The organism is Synechococcus sp. CS-603 (genome assembly GCF_977929215.1).
In genome coordinates, this window is record NZ_OZ376778.1 from 1,985,635 (window position 1) to 2,003,041 (window position 17,407).

22 protein-coding genes and 2 riboswitches are annotated in these 17,407 nt (G+C 64.5%); of the genes, 17 read left to right on the top strand and 5 right to left on the bottom strand.

The features are described from left to right. The first annotated feature begins 8 nt into the window (after positions 1–8). From ACXMDM_RS10415 to ACXMDM_RS10430, 4 genes are read left to right on the top strand one after another with little or no spacing between them, the layout of a single operon-like run. Positions 9–494 (top strand): 6-carboxytetrahydropterin synthase, encoded by a 486-nt coding sequence (locus ACXMDM_RS10415; protein WP_071801677.1) that lies wholly within the window; start codon positions 9–11, stop codon positions 492–494. Then, a complete protein-coding gene (locus ACXMDM_RS10420; protein ID WP_259722855.1) occupies positions 494–1,462 on the top strand; it encodes a permease in 969 nt (322 codons plus the stop codon). Before ACXMDM_RS10415 ends, ACXMDM_RS10420 begins: the two co-directional genes overlap by 1 nt. Beyond that, complete coding sequence (locus ACXMDM_RS10425) at positions 1,459–2,148, top strand: TIGR03943 family putative permease subunit (RefSeq protein WP_071801679.1); 690 nt, start codon at positions 1,459–1,461, stop codon at positions 2,146–2,148. The genes ACXMDM_RS10420 and ACXMDM_RS10425 overlap by 4 nt, the downstream gene beginning before the upstream one ends. A 10-nt stretch (positions 2,149–2,158) precedes the next feature. Then, positions 2,159–3,514 (top strand): hypothetical protein, encoded by a 1,356-nt coding sequence (locus ACXMDM_RS10430; RefSeq protein ID WP_071801680.1) that lies wholly within the window; start codon positions 2,159–2,161, stop codon positions 3,512–3,514. A gap of 3 nt (positions 3,515–3,517) precedes the next feature. Here the strand turns inward: ACXMDM_RS10430 and ACXMDM_RS10435 are convergent, their stop codons facing one another. From ACXMDM_RS10435 to ACXMDM_RS10445, 3 genes are read right to left on the bottom strand one after another with little or no spacing between them, the layout of a single operon-like run. After that, a complete protein-coding gene (locus tag ACXMDM_RS10435) occupies positions 3,518–4,348 on the bottom strand; it encodes a metal ABC transporter permease (RefSeq protein WP_071801681.1) in 831 nt (276 codons plus the stop codon). Further along, positions 4,348–5,127: a metal ABC transporter ATP-binding protein gene (locus ACXMDM_RS10440; RefSeq protein WP_071801682.1), complete on the bottom strand. Its 780-nt coding sequence runs from the start codon at positions 5,125–5,127 to the stop codon at positions 4,348–4,350. Before ACXMDM_RS10440 ends, ACXMDM_RS10435 begins: the two co-directional genes overlap by 1 nt. 32 nt (positions 5,128–5,159) lie before the next feature. Continuing rightward, positions 5,160–6,110 carry a metal ABC transporter solute-binding protein, Zn/Mn family gene (locus ACXMDM_RS10445; RefSeq protein ID WP_233830811.1) on the bottom strand — a complete coding sequence of 317 codons (951 nt, stop codon included), beginning with the start codon at positions 6,108–6,110 and terminating at the stop codon, positions 5,160–5,162. Positions 6,111–6,281: 171 nt separating this feature from the next. On the opposite strand from ACXMDM_RS10445, the gene ACXMDM_RS10450 reads away from it, so the two are divergent. Next, a complete protein-coding gene (locus ACXMDM_RS10450; protein WP_071802312.1) occupies positions 6,282–6,707 on the top strand; it encodes a Fur family transcriptional regulator in 426 nt (141 codons plus the stop codon). Between the two features lie 84 nt (positions 6,708–6,791). Here the strand turns inward: ACXMDM_RS10450 and ACXMDM_RS10455 are convergent, their stop codons facing one another. Beyond that, complete coding sequence (locus ACXMDM_RS10455; RefSeq protein WP_071801683.1) at positions 6,792–7,457, bottom strand: Fe2+-dependent dioxygenase; 666 nt, start codon at positions 7,455–7,457, stop codon at positions 6,792–6,794. 191 nt (positions 7,458–7,648) lie between these two features. Between ACXMDM_RS10455 and ACXMDM_RS10460 the strand changes: the two genes are divergently transcribed. The 6 genes from ACXMDM_RS10460 to ACXMDM_RS10485 all read left to right on the top strand — a co-directional run bounded on the left by ACXMDM_RS10460 (position 7,649) and on the right by ACXMDM_RS10485 (position 12,762). Further along, the gene (locus ACXMDM_RS10460) at positions 7,649–7,909 is read left to right on the top strand and encodes a hypothetical protein (protein WP_071801684.1); all 261 of its coding nucleotides are present in this window, start codon (positions 7,649–7,651) and stop codon (positions 7,907–7,909) included. A 157-nt stretch (positions 7,910–8,066) separates the two neighbouring features. Next, positions 8,067–9,677: an iron uptake porin gene (locus ACXMDM_RS10465; protein ID WP_071801685.1), complete on the top strand. Its 1,611-nt coding sequence runs from the start codon at positions 8,067–8,069 to the stop codon at positions 9,675–9,677. Between the two features lie 74 nt (positions 9,678–9,751). Beyond that, positions 9,752–9,900: riboswitch (cobalamin riboswitch) on the top strand. A 61-nt stretch (positions 9,901–9,961) separates the two neighbouring features. Then, positions 9,962–10,681, top strand: a complete 720-nt coding sequence (locus ACXMDM_RS10470) for an energy-coupling factor ABC transporter permease (protein WP_071801686.1) — start codon at positions 9,962–9,964, stop codon at positions 10,679–10,681. Between the two features lie 4 nt (positions 10,682–10,685). Beyond that, positions 10,686–11,045, top strand: coding sequence for an energy-coupling factor ABC transporter substrate-binding protein (locus ACXMDM_RS10475; RefSeq protein ID WP_071801687.1), 360 nt, complete (start codon positions 10,686–10,688; stop codon positions 11,043–11,045). After that, a complete protein-coding gene (cbiQ, locus tag ACXMDM_RS10480; RefSeq protein ID WP_071801688.1) occupies positions 11,042–11,842 on the top strand; it encodes a cobalt ECF transporter T component CbiQ in 801 nt (266 codons plus the stop codon). The genes ACXMDM_RS10475 and cbiQ overlap by 4 nt, the downstream gene beginning before the upstream one ends. Further along, entirely contained in the window at positions 11,839–12,762 is a 924-nt protein-coding gene (locus ACXMDM_RS10485) for an energy-coupling factor ABC transporter ATP-binding protein (protein WP_499569566.1), read from the top strand. The genes cbiQ and ACXMDM_RS10485 overlap by 4 nt, the downstream gene beginning before the upstream one ends. A gap of 40 nt (positions 12,763–12,802) precedes the next feature. Here ACXMDM_RS10485 and ACXMDM_RS10490 read toward each other — a convergent pair whose 3' ends face one another. After that, positions 12,803–12,976 carry a PM-15 family protein gene (locus ACXMDM_RS10490; RefSeq protein ID WP_162922887.1) on the bottom strand — a complete coding sequence of 58 codons (174 nt, stop codon included), beginning with the start codon at positions 12,974–12,976 and terminating at the stop codon, positions 12,803–12,805. Between the two features lie 135 nt (positions 12,977–13,111). Between ACXMDM_RS10490 and ACXMDM_RS10495 the strand changes: the two genes are divergently transcribed. The 6 genes from ACXMDM_RS10495 (at position 13,112) to ACXMDM_RS10520 (ending at position 17,399) form a co-directional block, all read left to right on the top strand. Continuing rightward, positions 13,112–13,237 (top strand): hypothetical protein, encoded by a 126-nt coding sequence (locus tag ACXMDM_RS10495; RefSeq protein WP_255448148.1) that lies wholly within the window; start codon positions 13,112–13,114, stop codon positions 13,235–13,237. Then, positions 13,234–13,773: a DoxX family protein gene (locus ACXMDM_RS10500; protein WP_083544575.1), complete on the top strand. Its 540-nt coding sequence runs from the start codon at positions 13,234–13,236 to the stop codon at positions 13,771–13,773. Before ACXMDM_RS10495 ends, ACXMDM_RS10500 begins: the two co-directional genes overlap by 4 nt. An 89-nt stretch (positions 13,774–13,862) precedes the next feature. Next, a complete protein-coding gene (locus ACXMDM_RS10505) occupies positions 13,863–14,996 on the top strand; it encodes a CobW family GTP-binding protein (RefSeq protein ID WP_071801690.1) in 1,134 nt (377 codons plus the stop codon). A gap of 7 nt (positions 14,997–15,003) precedes the next feature. Further along, a riboswitch (cobalamin riboswitch) is annotated at positions 15,004–15,195 on the top strand. Between the two features lie 36 nt (positions 15,196–15,231). Continuing rightward, positions 15,232–15,855, top strand: coding sequence for a HupE/UreJ family protein (locus ACXMDM_RS10510; RefSeq protein ID WP_071801691.1), 624 nt, complete (start codon positions 15,232–15,234; stop codon positions 15,853–15,855). 76 nt (positions 15,856–15,931) lie between these two features. After that, positions 15,932–16,084, top strand: coding sequence for a hypothetical protein (locus tag ACXMDM_RS10515; RefSeq protein WP_162922888.1), 153 nt, complete (start codon positions 15,932–15,934; stop codon positions 16,082–16,084). 247 nt (positions 16,085–16,331) lie between these two features. Further along, on the top strand, positions 16,332–17,399 hold the full coding sequence (locus ACXMDM_RS10520; protein WP_071801692.1) for an extracellular solute-binding protein: 1,068 nt from the start codon (positions 16,332–16,334) through the stop codon (positions 17,397–17,399). The last annotated feature ends 8 nt before the right edge of the window (positions 17,400–17,407 follow it).

A 17,407-nucleotide genomic window follows, 5' to 3' on the forward strand; every position in this document is an offset into this window, starting at 1 on the left:
CCCATCCCATGACGGCAGCACCAGCGGCGGCCTACAGCTGCTCCAAACAGTTCAGCGGCTACCCCTGCTGCCACCGCCAGTGGCGCCACAGCGGCCACTGCCGTTTCGTGCACGGCTACAGCCGCAGCTTCACCTTCTGGTTCCGGGCCCACCAACGCGATGCCAACGGCTTCGTGGTTGATTTCTCCGGCTTGCAGGCCCTCGAAGCCCAGCTCGCCAAGCAGTTCGATCACACCTTTCTTGTCAATGCCGACGACCCATTGCTGGAGCAGTGGCGCGAGCTCGAGGCCCAGGGCGGCCTGGATCTGCGCGTGATGGCCAACGTGGGCATGGAGGCCAGCGCCGAGCTGGTCTGGGGCTGGGCCAATGCCCTGTTGCAGAACCAGGAATCCGGCCGGGCCTGCTGCTGGAAGGCCGAAGCCCGCGAGAACGAGAAGAACGCGGCCTGCTTCGAGGCGATTCCCGCCTGGTTCCAGCTGCGGGCCGACAGCTGATGGGTCTGCAGCGTCTGGCCACCACCTGGGCCCTGTTCCAGGCCTTGCTCGTTGAAGCGATGCCGTTTCTGCTGATCGGTGTGGCGATCGCCACCTTGGCGCGCTGGCTGAGCCCTGGCGGTCGCTGGGTGCGGAAGCTGCCAAGCCAACCGCTGCTCGGGCCGCTCAGCGGCGCTGCCCTCGGTTTCGCCCTGCCGGCCTGCGAATGCGGCAATGTGCCGGTGGCCCGGCGGCTGCTGGCCTCCGGTGCGCCCCTGGGCGCGGCGCTGGGGTTCCTGTTCGCCGCTCCGGTGCTCAACCCGATTGTGCTGGCCAGCACCTGGGCCGCCTTCCCGGATAAGCCCTGGTTGTTGCTGGCCCGGCCCCTGGGCGCCGTGGTGGTGGCCGTGGCGCTGGCCACCCTGCTGGGCCAACGCTCCGAAGCCCTGCTGCTCACCCCGGAGCTGCTGGAAGAACGGCGTCTGAGCCAACCGCTCAGCCAGGTTTCGCTGCTGGATCGCCGCAGCGGATTGATCGGCAGCCAGCCGCCGACGCCGCTGCCGGCCGACGTGCCGGTGCGACGACAGCCGCTGGCGGAGGTGCTGGGCCACGGCAGCTCGGAATTTCTTGGCCTGGCCCTGCTGCTGGTGTTCGGCTGCCTGATCGCGGCATTGGTCCAAACCGTGCTGCCGCGCAGCTGGCTGCTGGCCGTGGGAGGGGCACCAACCCTCTCGATCCTCAGCTTGATGCTGCTGAGCCTGGTCGTGTCGGTGTGCTCGAGCGTGGATGCCTTCCTGGCCTTGGGGTTCGCCGCCCAGGTCACACCCGGTGCCCTGCTGGCCTTCCTGCTGCTGGGGCCGGTGATCGACCTCAAGCTGATCGGCCTGTTCGGCGTCTTGCTGCGCCCGCGCGCCATCCTGCTCACGGCAGCAGGAGCAGGTCTGGTGGTGCTGTTGATTGGCCAATGGGCGAATCTGATCCTGTTATGAGCTGGCGACCTGGCTTCAACAGCGGCCTCAAGGCCCTGAGCCTGGGGCTCTGGGGGGTGGTGCTGGTGCAGAGCGGCGCCAGTGGCCGTCTCGACCTGCTCCTGCGCGCCGTCTTCCATCCGCTGGTGTGGATCAGTGGCGGGCTGCTGCTGGCGCTGGCCGTGCTCGAACTGGTCAGCGGTCAGGAGGCGCCGCTACCACGGCGCCAGCGCCTGGGCTTTCTGGCGGGCTGCCTGGCGGCGTTGGCGGTGTTGCTGCTGCCGCCGGTGCCCTCCTTCGCCGACCTGGCCGCCAACCGCAGCCAGGACTTTCAACCGGGCCCGGGCCTTAATTTCGTTGTGCCACCGGGCCAACGCAGCCTCACCGAGTGGGTGCGCCTGCTGCGCAGCGAACCGGACCCCAAGCTGCACCAGGGCGATCCGGTCAAGATCAGCGGCTTCGTGCTACCCGTGCCGGGTGATCGCCCCCAGCTGGCGCGCCTGCTGGTGCGCTGTTGCCTGGTCGATGCGGTGCCGGTGGGCCTGCCCGTGCTCTGGCCTGCTGATCAACCCACCCCCGAAGCCGATCTGTGGTTGGCGATTGAAGGGGTGATGGAGAACGAAACCGTGGCCGGCCAGAATCGCAGTGTGGTGCGGGTGCGCCAGGTCCGCCCGATCCCCCGCCCCCAACGGCCGCTGGAACCATGAAAGGCCTGCGATGAAAGCTTTGGCCCGGAACACGGTGGCTGTGATGTTGCTGGCAGGGGTCGGCGTGGCCCTGGCCCAGCAGCAGCTGTTGGTGCGCATGCCGCCCCGCTTGCAATCCCTGCGCCAGGCGGCGGCCAGCTCAGGACCCGCGGCGCTGAGTCTGGAGTTCAGCCGGCCGATGGAGCGCTCCTCGGTGGCAGCCGGCAGCAGCCTGAACCCGCCGATCCCCTTCAGCCTGCAGGGCCAGTCCAACCCCCTGTTGCTGTTGCCGCAGGCAGGCGAGCGGATCGATGGCCCGCTGGTGCTGGAACTGACCGGTCGCGATCGCCGCGGGCTCGCCCTCGCTGGTGGCCGCTGGCGCTGGGATCCCCGCCCCCACCTGCTCGCGGTGGTGCCGGTGAACGGCGGCGAACAGGTACAGGTGCGCCAGCACGATGGCGCCTGGACCCCGCTCACCCCGGTCTGGCCGTCGATCCCGGAGCTCGAACCCATGGCCGACGGTGGCGGCCTTGGCCTTGTCAGCCGCGATCTGGAGGCCAATCACCAGGTCTGGCGGCTGCCGATCAGCCAGGAAAACCTGGTGGCGCTGCCTGGAAGCCTCCAGCCGGTGGGAGCCGGAACCTTACAGCCCTTCGGCGGGCCGCCCCTGCGCTTTGCCCAGCTCAGCAGCAACCGCCTGGGCGAACTGCTGGTGCAGGCAGCGCCCCGGCAGCCCGGCAACGACCAGCTGGTGCTCTGGGAACGCGGCGGCGGCCGCTCCATTCTCGAAATCGAAAGCAGCGGGCCGGTGGCCCTGCTCCCCCAGGGCGGCGAGCTGATCGTGCCGGAGCAGGAAGGCCTGGCCCTGCGCACCCTGCCGCCCCGGCCGATCCAGCGGCAGGTGCTGCCCGGCAGCCGCGATCTCAGCAGTTTCTGTCCGGTGGCCGGCCGCGCCCTGTTGGTGCGCCACTGGCCCGATTTCCGGCGTTCACTGGAACTGGTGGAACCCGGCCAGGCGCCCCGCTCGCTCTGGCTGGGCAGCGAAGGGCTGGTGGCTAGCGCCTGCTCGCGCAGTGGCGAGCGGGTCTGGGCGCTGTTGATTGAAGGGGTCGGCCAACCCAGGCTCACGCTGCTGGCCCTCAACCGCGCGGGCCAGGTGCTGCAGCGACGCCCCCTGGAGGGCTGGGAGCTGGAGCCGGGCACCGGGCTCGACTACGACCCCACCGGCGACCGCCTGCTGCTGGCCCTGCGGCCCCTGCTCCCCATCGGCGTTGCTGGCAGGAGCGCAGCTCCCCAGGCCCAGGCCGCCCTGATCGATGCCACCAGCCTGGAGCTCACCTTGCTCGGCAAGCCGGTGAGGCAGGTGCGCTGGCTGGTGGCGGGCTGATCCCTAACCGATCGCCCCCTGGCGCGGTGCCAGGGTCAGGGCACCCAGGAAGCCCAGCAACTGCACAATCACCACACAGGGCCCGGACGGCAGGTTCAAGGCCCCCGAGAGCAGCAGGCCCAGCACCGCGCAGAGGGCCCCGAGGCCCGAGGCCAGCAGCACGTAGGAATTGAAGTGGCTGCTCACCAACCGGGAGGCACAGGCGGGGATCACCACAAACGCACTGATCAGCAGCACCCCCACGGCCTTGATCGAGATCGCCACCACCAGGGCCAACAAAAGAATGAACAGCAGACGATGAACGGGAACGGCCACCCCACGCGAGAGGGCGAGCGATTCATCGATGGTGAGCAGGATCTGGTCGCGGCGGGTGAGGGCCAGATAGGCCAGGGCCGTGAGCAGCAGGGCCGAGATCAGGCCCAGATCCAGCCAGGACACACCGAGGATGTCGCCGAATAGCAGGCTCTGGATGTTGCCCTGGTAGGTGCGCACGAAGCTGAGGGCCACCACCGCCACCGACAACGACGAGGAATAGACGATGTTGAGCAGGGCATCGGTGGGCAGGCGGCTGCGCTCCACCAACCGACTCACCAACAGGGCGAAGATCACCGCAAAGGGGATCAACACCAGGGTGGGATTGAGCCCCAGCAGGATGCCGATAGTGATGCCCAGCAACGACGAGTGGCCCAGGGCATCGCTAAAGAAGGAGAGCTGGCGCAACACGGCAAAACTGCCCAGCAGGCCGCCGAGGGCGCCGGTGAGCAGGCCACCGAGGAGGGCCCGCTGCATGAACGGCAACTGCAGCAGCTCCAGGAAGGGGGCGGCTTCGCTCATCAGGAGGATGGGTTGGCGTGGCGATGGTGGTACGGAACGAAACCCCGGCCGTAGACACGCTCCAGCTGGGAGGGGCTGAGGGCGTGATCGGGCGGCCCGGAGCAGCAAAGGCGGCGGTTGAGGCAGAGCACGCCATCGCAGGTCCGGCGCACCATCTCCAGGTCATGGGATACCTGCAGGACAGTCCAGCCCTCGCTGCGGCGCAGGTCGAACAGCAGGCCATAGAACTGCTCGGCCATCTGGCTGTCGAGGCCGGCCTGGGCCTCATCGAGCACCAACAGGCGGCGGGGGCGCACCACGCAAAACGCGAGCAGCACCCGTTTGGTCTGGCCGCCGGAGAGCTCGCTGATCAGGCGATCGGCCAGGTCGCTGCAGTGGGTTTTGGCCAGGGCCCGGCGAACGGCCGCTCGCCGGGCCTCGCCTCCAACCCAGTTGAACCGAATCCCGGCCGGATCCCAGCCCAGGCCCACGAATTCAGCCACGCTGAGTGGGCAGCGGTTGCGCACACCGAAGCTCTGGGGCAGGTAGGCCACCTGGTCGCGCACCAAAGAGGGCAGCTGACCTTTGCGCCCGAGCCGCCGGCCCAGCAGCCGCACCTCGCCGCTCCTGTGGGGAAGGATGCCGAGCAGGGCCTGCACCAGGCTACTTTTGCCGGCACCGTTGGGACCGATCAGGGCGGTATCGCTCTCGGCCGCCAAATCAAAGCTGACGTTCTCCACTGCCACGGCGCCCTCCCGGCAGACCGTCAGCCCGCTGACTTCGAGAACCATTTCCGCCATCAGCCCAGCCTACCCAGTGTTCTGACTCCAGATCAGGGCGCGAAGGCCGCCGCCAGGGCCTTGCCGTTGCGGCGCATCTGGCTGAGGTAGTAGCCAGGCTTGCCGGCCTCGGCCGGGCCGGTTTCAAGCGGATCAAACACGCCGATCTTCACGCCCAGATCGGCGGCGAGGGCATTGAAGGATTGGCGCCCCTCCTGGGGCTCGCTGAGCAGGGTCTTGAGCTCGGTCTGCTCGACCAACTGGCTGACGCGCTGCAGGTCGGCCGGGGTGGGATTCAGCTCGGGAGACTCCACCACAAAGGCGACCTTGAGCTGGTAGCGCTCGGCGAAGTAGGGGGCGAAATCGTGATAGGCCACGAAGGTTTTGCCAGCAAACGGTTTGAGCTGGCTGGCCAACTCGGCATTGAGGGAGCGGAGTTCATCGACGAAGGCAGCGGCATTGGCGCTGAACTGCTCGGCGCAGTCGGGCTTCGCGGCGATCAGGCCATCGCGGATGGTGTCCACCTGCTGGACGGCGCGGAGGGGATCGAGCCAGACGTGGGGATTGATCGGACCGTGATCGTGGCCGTGATCGTGGCCGTCGGCATGGTCGGGGTCTTTGGCGTCTTTTTCAGTGTTCTCCAGGGTGGGGATGCCGGCGCTGGAGTCGATCACCTGGAGGCCGCTGTTGTCGGCGTTGACGATCAGCTTGTCGAGGAAGGTTTCCAGGCCCAGGCCGTTCTTGACGAGCACGTCGGCCTTCTGCAGCCGCACCAGATCACCGGGGGTGGCCTGGAAATCGTGGGGGCTGACCGTGGTTGGCATCAGGGCCTCCACCGTGGCGCAGGTGCCGGCCACAGCTTTGGTGAATTCAGTGATCGGCAGGAAGGTGGTGACCACATGGAGGGCGGCATCGCTGGAGGGCGCAGGCCCAGACGCATCGCTGCCACAGGAAGCCAGCAGGACGGCGGCCAGCAGGGCCATCGGGCGGAGCGGTGCGTTCAAAGGAGTGACCAGAACAAACGGATCGGGCCGCCAGAATCGACCAGCGGCGATTTGAGAATGGTACTCATTCAGGAAGCTATGCAGGCCGGCTTTGGCCAATCAGCCCCTGGCGAGCGGCGACAAGCGAAGCTCACTCCATAGGATCGCGTGGTGTTCTCAGTGCCCTTCGCCATGGCCGCCCAGGTCGCCGATCCAGCGGTCCGCCAAGGTCAGCTCAACCCCAAACAGACCCATCTGCTGGAGCAACTGCAACAGGCCAGCGAGGAACTCACGGGCCAGGAGCTCCATGCTCGCCTGCGCGGAACCCCCCACGGCATGGGTCTGGCCACCGTGTATCGCCACCTGCGCACCCTGCAGCAACGCGGCCTGGTGCGCTGCCGCCATCTGCCCAGCGGCGAAGCCCTGTTCGCTCCCACCGAACGGGATGAGCACCATCTCACCTGCGTCGATTGCGGCAGCACGGTGGTGCTGCAGAGCTGCCCGATGCACGAGGCCCACCTGAGTGCCAGCCAGCTGGGTGGCTTCCAGCTCCTGTTCCACACCCTCGAATTCTTCGGGCTCTGCGCCGGCTGTCAGGAGCGCCAAAACTCGGCTTAAGCCCAAGACTCGGCTGAAGCCCAAGACTCGCCCTCAGCCCAGACCAGCAGCCAAACCAGTTTCTTGATCGATGCCCGGCCCGCTTCAGTCGCCCCAGATCCGCAGCAGGTTGCTGTAGCTGCGGCTGATCAGGTCGAAGGCCTCCCCCTTGCCCTGCTGGCTGAACAGGAGCCGCCGGGCTGTGTCGAGCTCAAACAGAAGTTCCCGTTGCTCGGCGCTGCGGATGCGGCTCTGGATCCAGCCCACGCAGACCAGCCGATCGCCATCGCTCACGGGCTCCACCCGGTGCAGCAGGGTGCTCGGGTAGACGATCAAATCGCCGGCAGGGAGCCGAAAGGTCTCCTCACCATGGGGAAACTCCAGCACCAGTTCGCCGTCGCTATAGGCATCAGGCTCCGATAGAAACAAGGTGAAGGAGAGATCGGATCGCCCCTCCGCCATGTAGGCGTTATCCACGTGGCGGCCATAGCCCTCACCGGGGCCTGAGCGGCAAAAGCGCAAGCTGTGGATCCGCGCCGGCAGGGCGGCTGAGGCCAGCAGGGGATGGCCCTGCAAGGCCTGATGCACCAGCGGCAGCAGGCTTTGATGCAAGGCCGAACCCCGCGGCAACTGGCGGTTGTGCTTCACGGTTCGGGCATGCCAGCCGGCGCTGTCTTGGCCCGGGCGCCAGTCGGCCTCGGGAGCGAGCAGACGACGGCACCAACCGGCGAGCTGGTCGGCTGGCAGCAGCGAGTCGATCTGGAAACGCATCGGAGCAGAAACAAAGGGATGGGGGCGCTGCAGCGGGCGGGCGGGCTGGAGTGGGGCTGGCTGGCGCGGGCCTCGTAACAAAAAGCACCCGGGCGGGTGACCGTTCCAACCCAGCGCTTCAACCCACCGCTTCTGCGACCCACGGCTGCTGAGGCCCATTCAGAATCTCTCTCACACGATTCGGATCGACCATGTCACGACCCAGCATCGCCCTCTTTCTTGCCGCCAGCGGACTGATCGCCGGCGTGGCGGGCTGCGGCATGGTCCCTGGATTGAACGAGCAACGGATGCCCTGGGACAGGGAATCGCGGCGCGATAACGACGACAGGGATGACAACGAAGACCAACAAAGGGAAGGCCGTGAATGGGGCGAAGACAGGGAAGGCGGCGAGGGTGGCGAAGGAGGAGAGGGAGGCGAAGGCGGTGAAGGAGGAGAAGGCGACGACGACTGAAGAGCTCCAGCTCCCTTAGCCGGCGGCCCAACTGCTCAAAGACCACAAACCAGGCCCTTTGCCATCGCAACGCGAACGATTATCATTCTTACCAAGATCCGAGCTGGCTTCGCCACCCGGATGTTGCGCAAACCGTCCGTCCGCCCTCCAGCCGCCCATGTTCACCCGCCTGATCGCCCCTGCAGCCCTGGGTCTGCTCTCCCCTTTGGCCCCCATCCACGCCCCGGCCACGGCTGCTCCCGCCACAGTCCCAGCCACCGTTCAGGCCACCGCGATCAACCTCGCCGCAATCGACGCCTACGCCGCCTCAGCGCGATCAGGCCTGGAGCAGGTCACCAGCATCACCCAGTTCTCCGATGTGCAACCCACCGAGTGGGCCTATCAGGCCCTCTCCAGCCTGGTGGAGCGCTACGGCTGCGTGGCGGGTTATCCCGATGGCACCTTCCGTGGCAAGCGCTCGCTCAGCCGCTGGGAAGCCGCTGCCCTCCTCAACGCCTGCCTGGATCGGATCACCGAGGTGACCGATGAGCTGCGCAGGCTGATGAAGGAGTTTGAAACCGAACTGGCCGTGCTCAAGGGCCGGGTCGATGGCCTGGAGGCCAAAGTCGGCGAGCTGGAGGCCAGCCAGTTCTCCACCACCACCAAGCTCAGCGGCCTGGCCACCTTTGTGGTGGGGGCCAACGCCTTCAGCGGCAGCGCCAATGCCGAGGTGGACTCCGCCCGCGCCCAGGTGGGGGCCACCACCTTCAGCTACGACCTGCAGCTCAGCCTTGACACCAGCTTCACCGGCAAGGACCTGCTGCGCTCGATCCTGCGGGCCGGCAACTTCAGCGATTCGGTCTTCGGTGGCGCCGGACCAACCGGCGGCATCGCCGGCTTGGAAGTGGCCTTCCAGGAAGACTCCGGCCCCAATTCCGTGGGCATCGACAAGCTCTACTACCAGACACCACTCGGCGCCGGCTTCACCGCCACCGTTGGCGGCCGCGTTGGCCAGGAAGACATGCTCGCCCTTTGGCCCAGCGTCTATCCAGCTGACACCGTCTTGAACGTGCTCACCCTCAACGGGGCACCGGTGGCCTACAACAAAAACCTCGGTGCCGGTGCCGGCCTCTGGTGGCAGTCCAACGGCTTCAGTGTCAGCGCCAACTACGTGGCGGCCAACGGCAACCTCGGCAATCCCAGTGAGGGTGGCATCGGCACCAACGCCTCCGCCGGCACCGGCACCGTTCAGATCGGTTACGGCGCCGAGCAGTGGGGCCTCGCCGCGATCTATTCCTACCTACAGGCCGGCGTCGATGTGCCTGGCGCCACGCCTTTCACCGCAGCAGCCCTGGTGGAGAACCCCGCCAGTCGCACCAATGCCGTTGGCCTCAGTGGTTACTGGCAACCGGCCAACTCCGGCTGGATTCCCTCGATCAGCGCTGGCTGGGGGATCAACACCACCTCCTACGACAGCGATCAGAGTGATGGTGCGTTGACCACCAGTCAGTCGTGGATGGTGGGGCTGCAGTGGAGCGATGCCTTCTTTAAGGGCAATGCCCTCGGCATGGCCGTGGGACAACCGGTGTTTGCCACCGCCCTGCAGGGCGGCGAGACCCCCAACGACGGCAATTTCGCTTGGGAGTGGTGGTACAAGGTTCAAGTCACCGACAACATTTCGGTGACCCCAGCGCTCTTCTACCTCAGCCGCCCTTTGGGTCAGGACACACCCTCGGGTGAGAGCTTCCGCCAGCTTGGCGGGCTCGTGAAAACCACCTTCCAGTTTTGATCGCCCGGTCTTAACTATGAAATTGGTCTGGCAACGATCGATCAACCTTCGTGGCCGCCCGTTCCACCAACCTTCATAATCAGATTCGAAACGGTTTCAGCGGGGAACAGCCGCTGAAGGCAACAGGGAAAGTGCCGTTCGAATCGGCCGCTGTCCCGCAACTGTGATTTGGCTTGTTTTCAAGTCGATAAGTCAGGATTCCTGCCGTTTTGCACAATCCAACCGTCTAACCTGCGAGGCACAGTGTGACGACTTTCAAGGCTAAGTCGGCCAGTCTTTTTGGCATGGCAGCACTCAGTGCCGCCATTGTTTTGCTTTCTCCAGCACCTGCCCAGGCGATGCACATCGCTGAGGGGTTTTTGCCTTTTTCTTGGGCCGTCTTCTGGTGGCTGGTGTCCCTGCCATTCCTGCTGATAGGGATGCGCTCGATGGCTCGAATCACCCGTGAGCATCCCGAATTGAAGCTGCTGCTGGCGCTGGCCGGCGCCTTCACCTTCGTGCTCTCCGCCCTGAAGCTGCCCTCGGTGACAGGCAGTTGCTCCCACCCCACCGGAACAGGGCTGGGGGCGATCTTGTTCGGTCCCTGGGTGATGACCGTGCTCGGATCCGTCGTGCTGCTGTTTCAGGCGTTGTTGCTGGCCCATGGCGGCCTTACCACCCTGGGCGCCAACATGTTTTCGATGGCGATCGTTGGTCCGCTGGTGGCCTGGCTGGTGTTCCGCAGCCTCAATTCAACCGGCAACACACGCCTGGCCGTCTTCGCAGCGGCGGCCCTGGCTGATCTCGCCACCTATGTGGTCACCGCCGGCCAGCTGGCCCTGGCCTTTCCCGCTGCCAGTGGTGGATTCAGCGCCTCATTCCTGAAGTTCGGCAGTATTTTCGCGATCACCCAGCTGCCCCTTGCGATCACCGAAGGTCTGCTCACAGTGCTGGTCTGGAACTGGCTGCAGAACTACGGCCAACGCGAACTGACCACCCTCCAACAGCTCGCCCAGAAGGCCTGAAACCATGACAAACCCCAAACCCCAACAACGGGCGCAGCACAACTGGCTGCTGGTGGCCGGCGTGCTGGCCCTGACGATCTTTCCTTTGCTGTTCGTTCGCGGTGAGTATGCCGGCTCTGATGGCCAGGGTCAGGAGGCGATCGAAACGCTTCAGCCCAACTATGAAGCCTGGTTTGAGCCCCTCGTCGAGCTGCCCAGCTCGGAGATCGAGAGCCTGCTCTTTTCCAGCCAGGCAGCCCTGGGAGCCGGTGTGATCGGCTACGTGATCGGTCTCTATCGGGGCCGCAGCGAAGGCAGGAACCAGACCGATTCGGTCTCCAAGTCCACGTGCTCCAAGCCAAAGGATGAGCCTTCGGCTCTATGAGCCACGTCCTCGATGCCCTGGCCCACGGCAATCGCCTCAGGGGGTTGCCACCGGGCCAGAAGTTGGCCTTTTCGGGGATCCTGCTCGCGCTGGCCTTGGTAGCTCCAGCCCCGATCCAGCTGCTGCTCACGTTGTGGGTTGGCGTCTGGATCGTGGGCCATGCCGCCATTCCAGCGCGCCTCTACCTGCCGATCCTGCTGCTGCCCCTTGGTTTTGCCGTGGCCAGCCTGCCGGCCCTGCTGCTTGGCCTGGTGGGAAGCGAGAACTTCGCCAGCGTCCAGGCCGACGTCTGGCAAGGCCTGGGCCATCCGCTGGGGGGCTGGACCTTGTATGTCAGCAAGCTTGGAATCAACCAGGCCTCGTTGCTGCTGACCCGTTCGCTTGCGGCCACCAGTGCGATGCTCTTCCTGCTGCTGACCACGCCGATCCACGAGCTGATCGGGGTACTGCGCAAGCTGCGTTGGCCGCCGCTGCTGCTGGAGTTGATGGTTTATGTCTATGGCTTCATCTTCACGTTGATGGCCATTGTTGAAGACATCCACGTGGCCCAACAGGCCCGTTCGGGCTACATCAGCTGGAAACGATCTCTACACAGCTTCGCTCTGCTGATCGGTCAATTGCTCGAGCGTTCCTTGAACTCCTATCGCTCCTTGTCCATGGGCCTGGCCGCCCGGGGCTTCCGCTCCGAGTTGCGCGTGATCAGCGGTCAAAGCTTTCGTCGCTCCCGGAGCCTGGAAGCGGAGGCTGTTGCTGGAATCCTGCTGCTCAGTGGCCTCAGCCTTGCGCTGCAACCATGAGAGCAGCAGCCGTGAGAGCCGCCAAGCCATCGAGTGAAACTCCATTGCTGGAGTTCGATGCCGTGGATTATCAGTATTCCTGTTCTCTGGCGCCATCCATTCGGCAGTTGAGCCTGCGCATTCCCGAGGGGGCCCGCTGTGGCTTGATTGGCGAAAACGGCTGCGGCAAAACCACCCTGTTCCTGCTTGCCAATGGCCTGCTGCGGCCCCAACACGGCCGGATTCGCTGGCGCGGCGAACCGATTGCCTATCAGCGCCAGGCACTCGCCCAGCTGAGGCAACGGGTGGGGCTGGTGTTCCAAAACCCCGAGCACCAGCTCGTGGCCACCAGCGTGGCCGAAGACCTCTCCTACGGGCTGGTCAACCTGGGCATGGACGACAACGAAATTCTCTGGCGGGTTAAGCAGGCCATCGTCCACTTCGATCTCGAAGCGCTGGTGGATCGGCCGGTGCACGGGCTCAGCCTGGGCGAGAAAAAGCAACTCTCGCTGGCCGACGTGATGATGCTGGAACCTGAGCTGTTACTGCTCGATGAACCCACCGCCTACCTCAGCCCCGGCCATTGCCGCGAGCTATTGCTTCAGCTCCAACGCATCCACGCAGCAGGAACAGCGATCGTGGTGGCCAGCCATGACCTTGATTTTCTTGATGGCTGGGCCGAATGGCTGTTCGTGATGGATCGCGGCGAACTCGTGCTGGAGGGCCCCCCGGCCGAGGTGTTTGCCCAGAGACAACAACTCGAAGCGCTGAACCTGGGGATTCCACCCCGCCTAGCCCTGCTGAAACGCTGGCGTGAGCTGGCCCAGCGGCACTTGAAGCTGCCGCCAGTGGAGCTTGAGGCGCTGGAGCGATTACTGCGTGAGCCGGAACAATCTGATTGCAACCAACAACCCGCCCAAACCCCTGGACTGGGGGATTGAAACCCTCACCGCATCGACTCCCCGCTACGAAACGATGGGCTCAAAGGCGGCAGCCGAACTGGATGTCGCCCTGATCGAGCAGGCGGCCGAGGCGCAGGGCTGCGGCCTCCTCCACCCGCGAAAAGCTGGCTTGCTGGGCAACCACCCAGTCGAGCTCGGCGGGGGTGATCACACCGCTGGACACAGACTCAAGAAACAGCTCTCCGACGGTCATGGAAATGGTTGCGGAATGTAAACATTCTGCCGCACCGGTGGCCCGGCTGCGGGCTAAGCCGTTGCAGCAGCTTGAAACGTCAGACTCACATTTCTTAATCAGATCAGCCATGCTGGGTGAAGTTGATCGCCAACCATGACCACCCTCACCTTGCTGGAAGTGTTCCTTGGCTTCCTCACCGCCGCGATGGCGCTGTGGGCCGTGACCCTCTCCGCCCCAACCCAAGCCTCCCCTCCCTCCCTGGAGAGCATCACCCGATGAACTCCTTTTTGAACCGCTATTTCCTCAAGGAAGGCTGGCGAGCCAGTGCTGGCCTGCTGATCCTCCGCCTGGCGATCGGCACGATGATGATCCACCACGGTTACGAGAAGCTGGCTGATCCCGCCAACTTCGCGGCGGCCTATGTGGAGCCACTGCACCTGCCCTTTCCAATCCTGATGGCCAACGTGGCCGGCCTCTCTGAGGTGATCGGCTCCTGGTTCTTGATCCTCGGCTTCCTCTCGCCCATCGGCGCCCTGGCCCTGGTGGGCACGATGTCTGTGGCGGGATACCACCACATCCTCACCAGTGGCTTCAACATCTATCTGATGGAGCTGGTGGTGCTCTATTTCGGAGGCAGCCTGGCGATCCTGCTGATGGGCCCCGGCCGCATCTCCTTCGATGCCGGCATCGTTACTGGCCTTCTGCAAACCGATGTAGAGCAGGAGTCATTCTTTTCTTCCACCACCGGCCAGCCCATCCCAGTCGAAGTGTCTGATCGGCAAGCAGCCAGCAGGCCAACCGCCGGGCGGCGCTGATCCACGCCAAGGGGCGGCTCCAGGGCATCAGGCTGGTTTCAAGGCGTCAGACTGTGCGCAGAACCAGGCCTTGGGCCGTCCTCCCCTCCATGACCAGCACCACCACGGCATCAACTGCTCCAGCCCCTGATCGCACCGACGCGCTGGTTACGGGCCTGCCGGTGACCATCCTCACCGGTTTCCTTGGGGCTGGTAAAACCACCTTGCTCATCCACATCCTCAGTAATCAGGAGGGGATCAAAACCGCCGTTCTGGTCAATGAGTTTGGCGAAATCGGCATCGACAACGATCTGATCATCTCCACTGGCGACGACACGGTGGAGCTGAGCAATGGCTGCATCTGTTGCTCGATCAATGGCGAGCTGCTTGAGGCCGTTGAACGGATCCTTCAGCGCCCTGACCCCGTCGATTATCTGGTTGTTGAAACCACAGGCCTGGCTGACCCCTTACCGGTTGCCATGACCTTCCTGGGAAGTGAGCTGCGTGACAGCACCCGACTCGATTCGATCATCACTTTGATCGATGCCGAGAATTTTGATGCCGAGCTGGTGAACAGTGAGGTGGGTCGGGCCCAGATCGTCTACGGCGACATCCTCTTGCTGAACAAAGGAGATCTGGTCGAGGAAGAGCGCTTGCTGGCGTTGGAGCAGCAGCTTCTCGAGATCAAGCCGGAAGCTCGGATCCTGCGTTCGATCAAGGGGGCAGTTCCGCTGCCCTTGCTCCTCAGCGTTGGGTTGTTCGAATCCGACCGGATGGCGGAGGAGCAAGCCGCCGAAGCCGCGCACGATCACAGCCACGACGAGCATCACGGCCATGACCATGGGCATCACCATGATCACGGGCATGACCACGGCCATAACCACGAATCCAGCCACGCTGCAGAAGACCCCGCAGAACACCCGTCAGACCATCTGGCGATCGAAGGCTTCACGTCGCTGTCGTTTGCAGCAGAAGGCCCCTTTGGCTTGCGCAAATTTCAGAATTTTCTCGACAATCAACTGCCGCCCGGGGTGTTTCGCGCCAAAGGCATCCTCTGGTTCAAGGAAAGTGAGCGGCGCCATGTGTTCCACCTGGCCGGTAAGCGTTTCTCGATCGACGACAGCGACTGGCCTGGTGAGCGCAAGAACCAGTTGGTGCTGATCGGCAAAAACCTCGACCACGCCAAATTGCGTGAGCAGCTGCGGGCGTGTGTTTCCAAGGACGCCGGCAAGGGATTCGGCTGATCAGCCCCCATACTTGCCATGCAGTGGTTCCCCGGATTCAGCCTGGGGAGGCAACGAGGAAAGTCCGGTGCGGGTCAATCTCCCCAGGGGGATGACCACTCCAGTCCGGCACTGTCCCGCAGCTGTGATGGACCCGGTCAAAAGCTTCGGCCTTGAATCCTGTCCTCAGTCAGAACGCTCGCCCTGTTTCGCCCCTTTTCCATCCCATCGCCGGCGCGGACCGGTCGTACCCACCATGCCAACACCTTCCTTCCTGTCTCCCTCTGGCCGGCAACTCGGCCTGGCAGCCTGCGCCGGCCTGGGGCTGAGTCTGATCGGGGCCGTACCTGCCTCCGCCCACTCCATCGCTGGCGCCGGTTTGGCAACGGGCTTCAGCCATCCGCTGCTGGGGCTTGATCACCTGCTGCTGCTGGTCGGGGTCGGGGCTTCGGCCTCCTTCATCAGCTCAACGCTGTTGCTCTATGCCCTGGCAGGCGCTGCGTTGGGCTCCCTGTTCGGCCTCAGCGGTGGCCAGCTGCCCCTGGCGGAACTGGTCGCGGCCCTGGCTGTCTCGCTGCTCGGTCTGCTGATCCTGCGCAGCCGCCGCCAGGCCGGCGCCCCGCCCGCCACCCTCTACGGGCTGGTGGTGATGGGTTCAGTCGCCGTTCACGCCATGCTGCATGGCCATGAAGCCAGTGGAGCCAACAGCTGGTGGCTGGGTGCTTTCCTGGCCTCAACCCTGGTGGTTGGCGTCAGTTATGGGGTGCTGCGCAAGCTCGGCACAGTCTGGACCCTGCGGCTCGCTGGACTGCTCAGCCTCGCTGGCGGGGTCCTCGCCCTGGCCCAGATCGAGGCCTTGCGGGCCGTCGGTGCCGGTTAACCGGCCTCGGTTGGCAACGATTGGAACAAATTTGCCGCCGATCCTGGCTATTCTTTGGAGACTAAACGCCGGAGACATGGCTGAACTTCTGCTCTTGACCGGCGTCTTCGCCCTGTTTGGCCTCGCCCTGTGGCTCACCACCGACTCCGATGACGACAACTCCGGAGGTGGTCTGATGCAGCCTTCTCTTGTTCCGATCCCGATCCGCTCCTCCAATCGCACCCGCTGAGCGCTTAGCCATCACTTCCCCCGATCTTTGGATCGGGGTTTTTTTATGGGAGCTTGGGCCGCGCCTCCCTTGAAATCACAGGCGGACCATCAGCCGTAGCAAAAGCTACGTTCAGCTGCCCTAATTGATCGGCCCGTTGCTTATGGGGTTCCCTAACTTCAGCCAATTGACGCCTGAGCCGAAGCCGGCGTCTGAATCTGAGGATGCAGGTCCCCAGCATCCCTACTAATGCACATCTAACTCACCCATGCCCACCCACGTTGACCAGTCCAAGACAAAGCATCGCGGCCTCTCCGCCCTGCTGGTGGCTGCGACAGTCGGAGCCCTTGGAATCGCCACGATCGCTTGCACCCCATCGGAAGACTCGCAGCAGACGAAGGAGGTGAATGTCTACTCCGGACGGCACTACAACACGGACAAAGAGCTTTACAAACAGTTCACCGAAGAGACCGGCATCAAGGTGAATCTGCTGGAAGCCAAGGACGACGAATTGCTGGCGCGGCTCAAGACCGAGGGAAACAACAGCCCGGCCGATGTGCTGGTGCTGGTCGATGCGGCCCGGCTGCAGCGGGCCCAGGATGACAACCTGTTTCAGCCGATCGACTCCGAAGCCCTGAACCGCGACGTGCCCGCCGAGTTGCGTGATCCCAAGGGGAACTGGTTCGCCCTGACCCGCCGGGCTCGGGTGATCATGGTCAACCCTGACGTGGTGAACCCTGATCAGGTCACCAGTTACGCCGATTTGACCAATCCCGCTTTGAAGGGCAAGCTCTGCCTGCGCAACAGGGCCAGTGTCTACAACCAATCGCTGGTGGCTGATGTGCTGGTTCAAGAAGGCGAGGCCGACACCGCGCAATGGGTGAAGGGAATGGTGGCCAACGTGACTCAGCCACTCTTCACCAGCGACACGCCGATGCTGCGCGCCCTCGGCAATGGTGAGTGCGGCGTCACGGTGGCCAACCAGTACTACCTGGCCCGCATGCTCTCACCCGAGGCCCCTGCCAACGATCGCGACCCCGCCGCCAACATTCGCGTCGTCTTTCCCAATCCCACCCACGTCAACGTCACCGCAGCCGGTGTCACCAGCAGCTCCAAGAATCCCAAGGCGGCCACCATGCTGATCGAGTTTCTGGCCTCACCTAGCACAGGCAAGGGCTACGCCTCGGCAAACAACGAATACCCACTCACAGGGTTCGGTGACAACCCAATCCTCAACAACTGGGGAAGCTTCACAGCCTCGAAGGTCAGCGTTGAGCAGTTGGCCAACGCGAACAAGCAGGCCACCGAATTGATGGCCGAAAACGGCTGGAAGTAAGCCAGCCG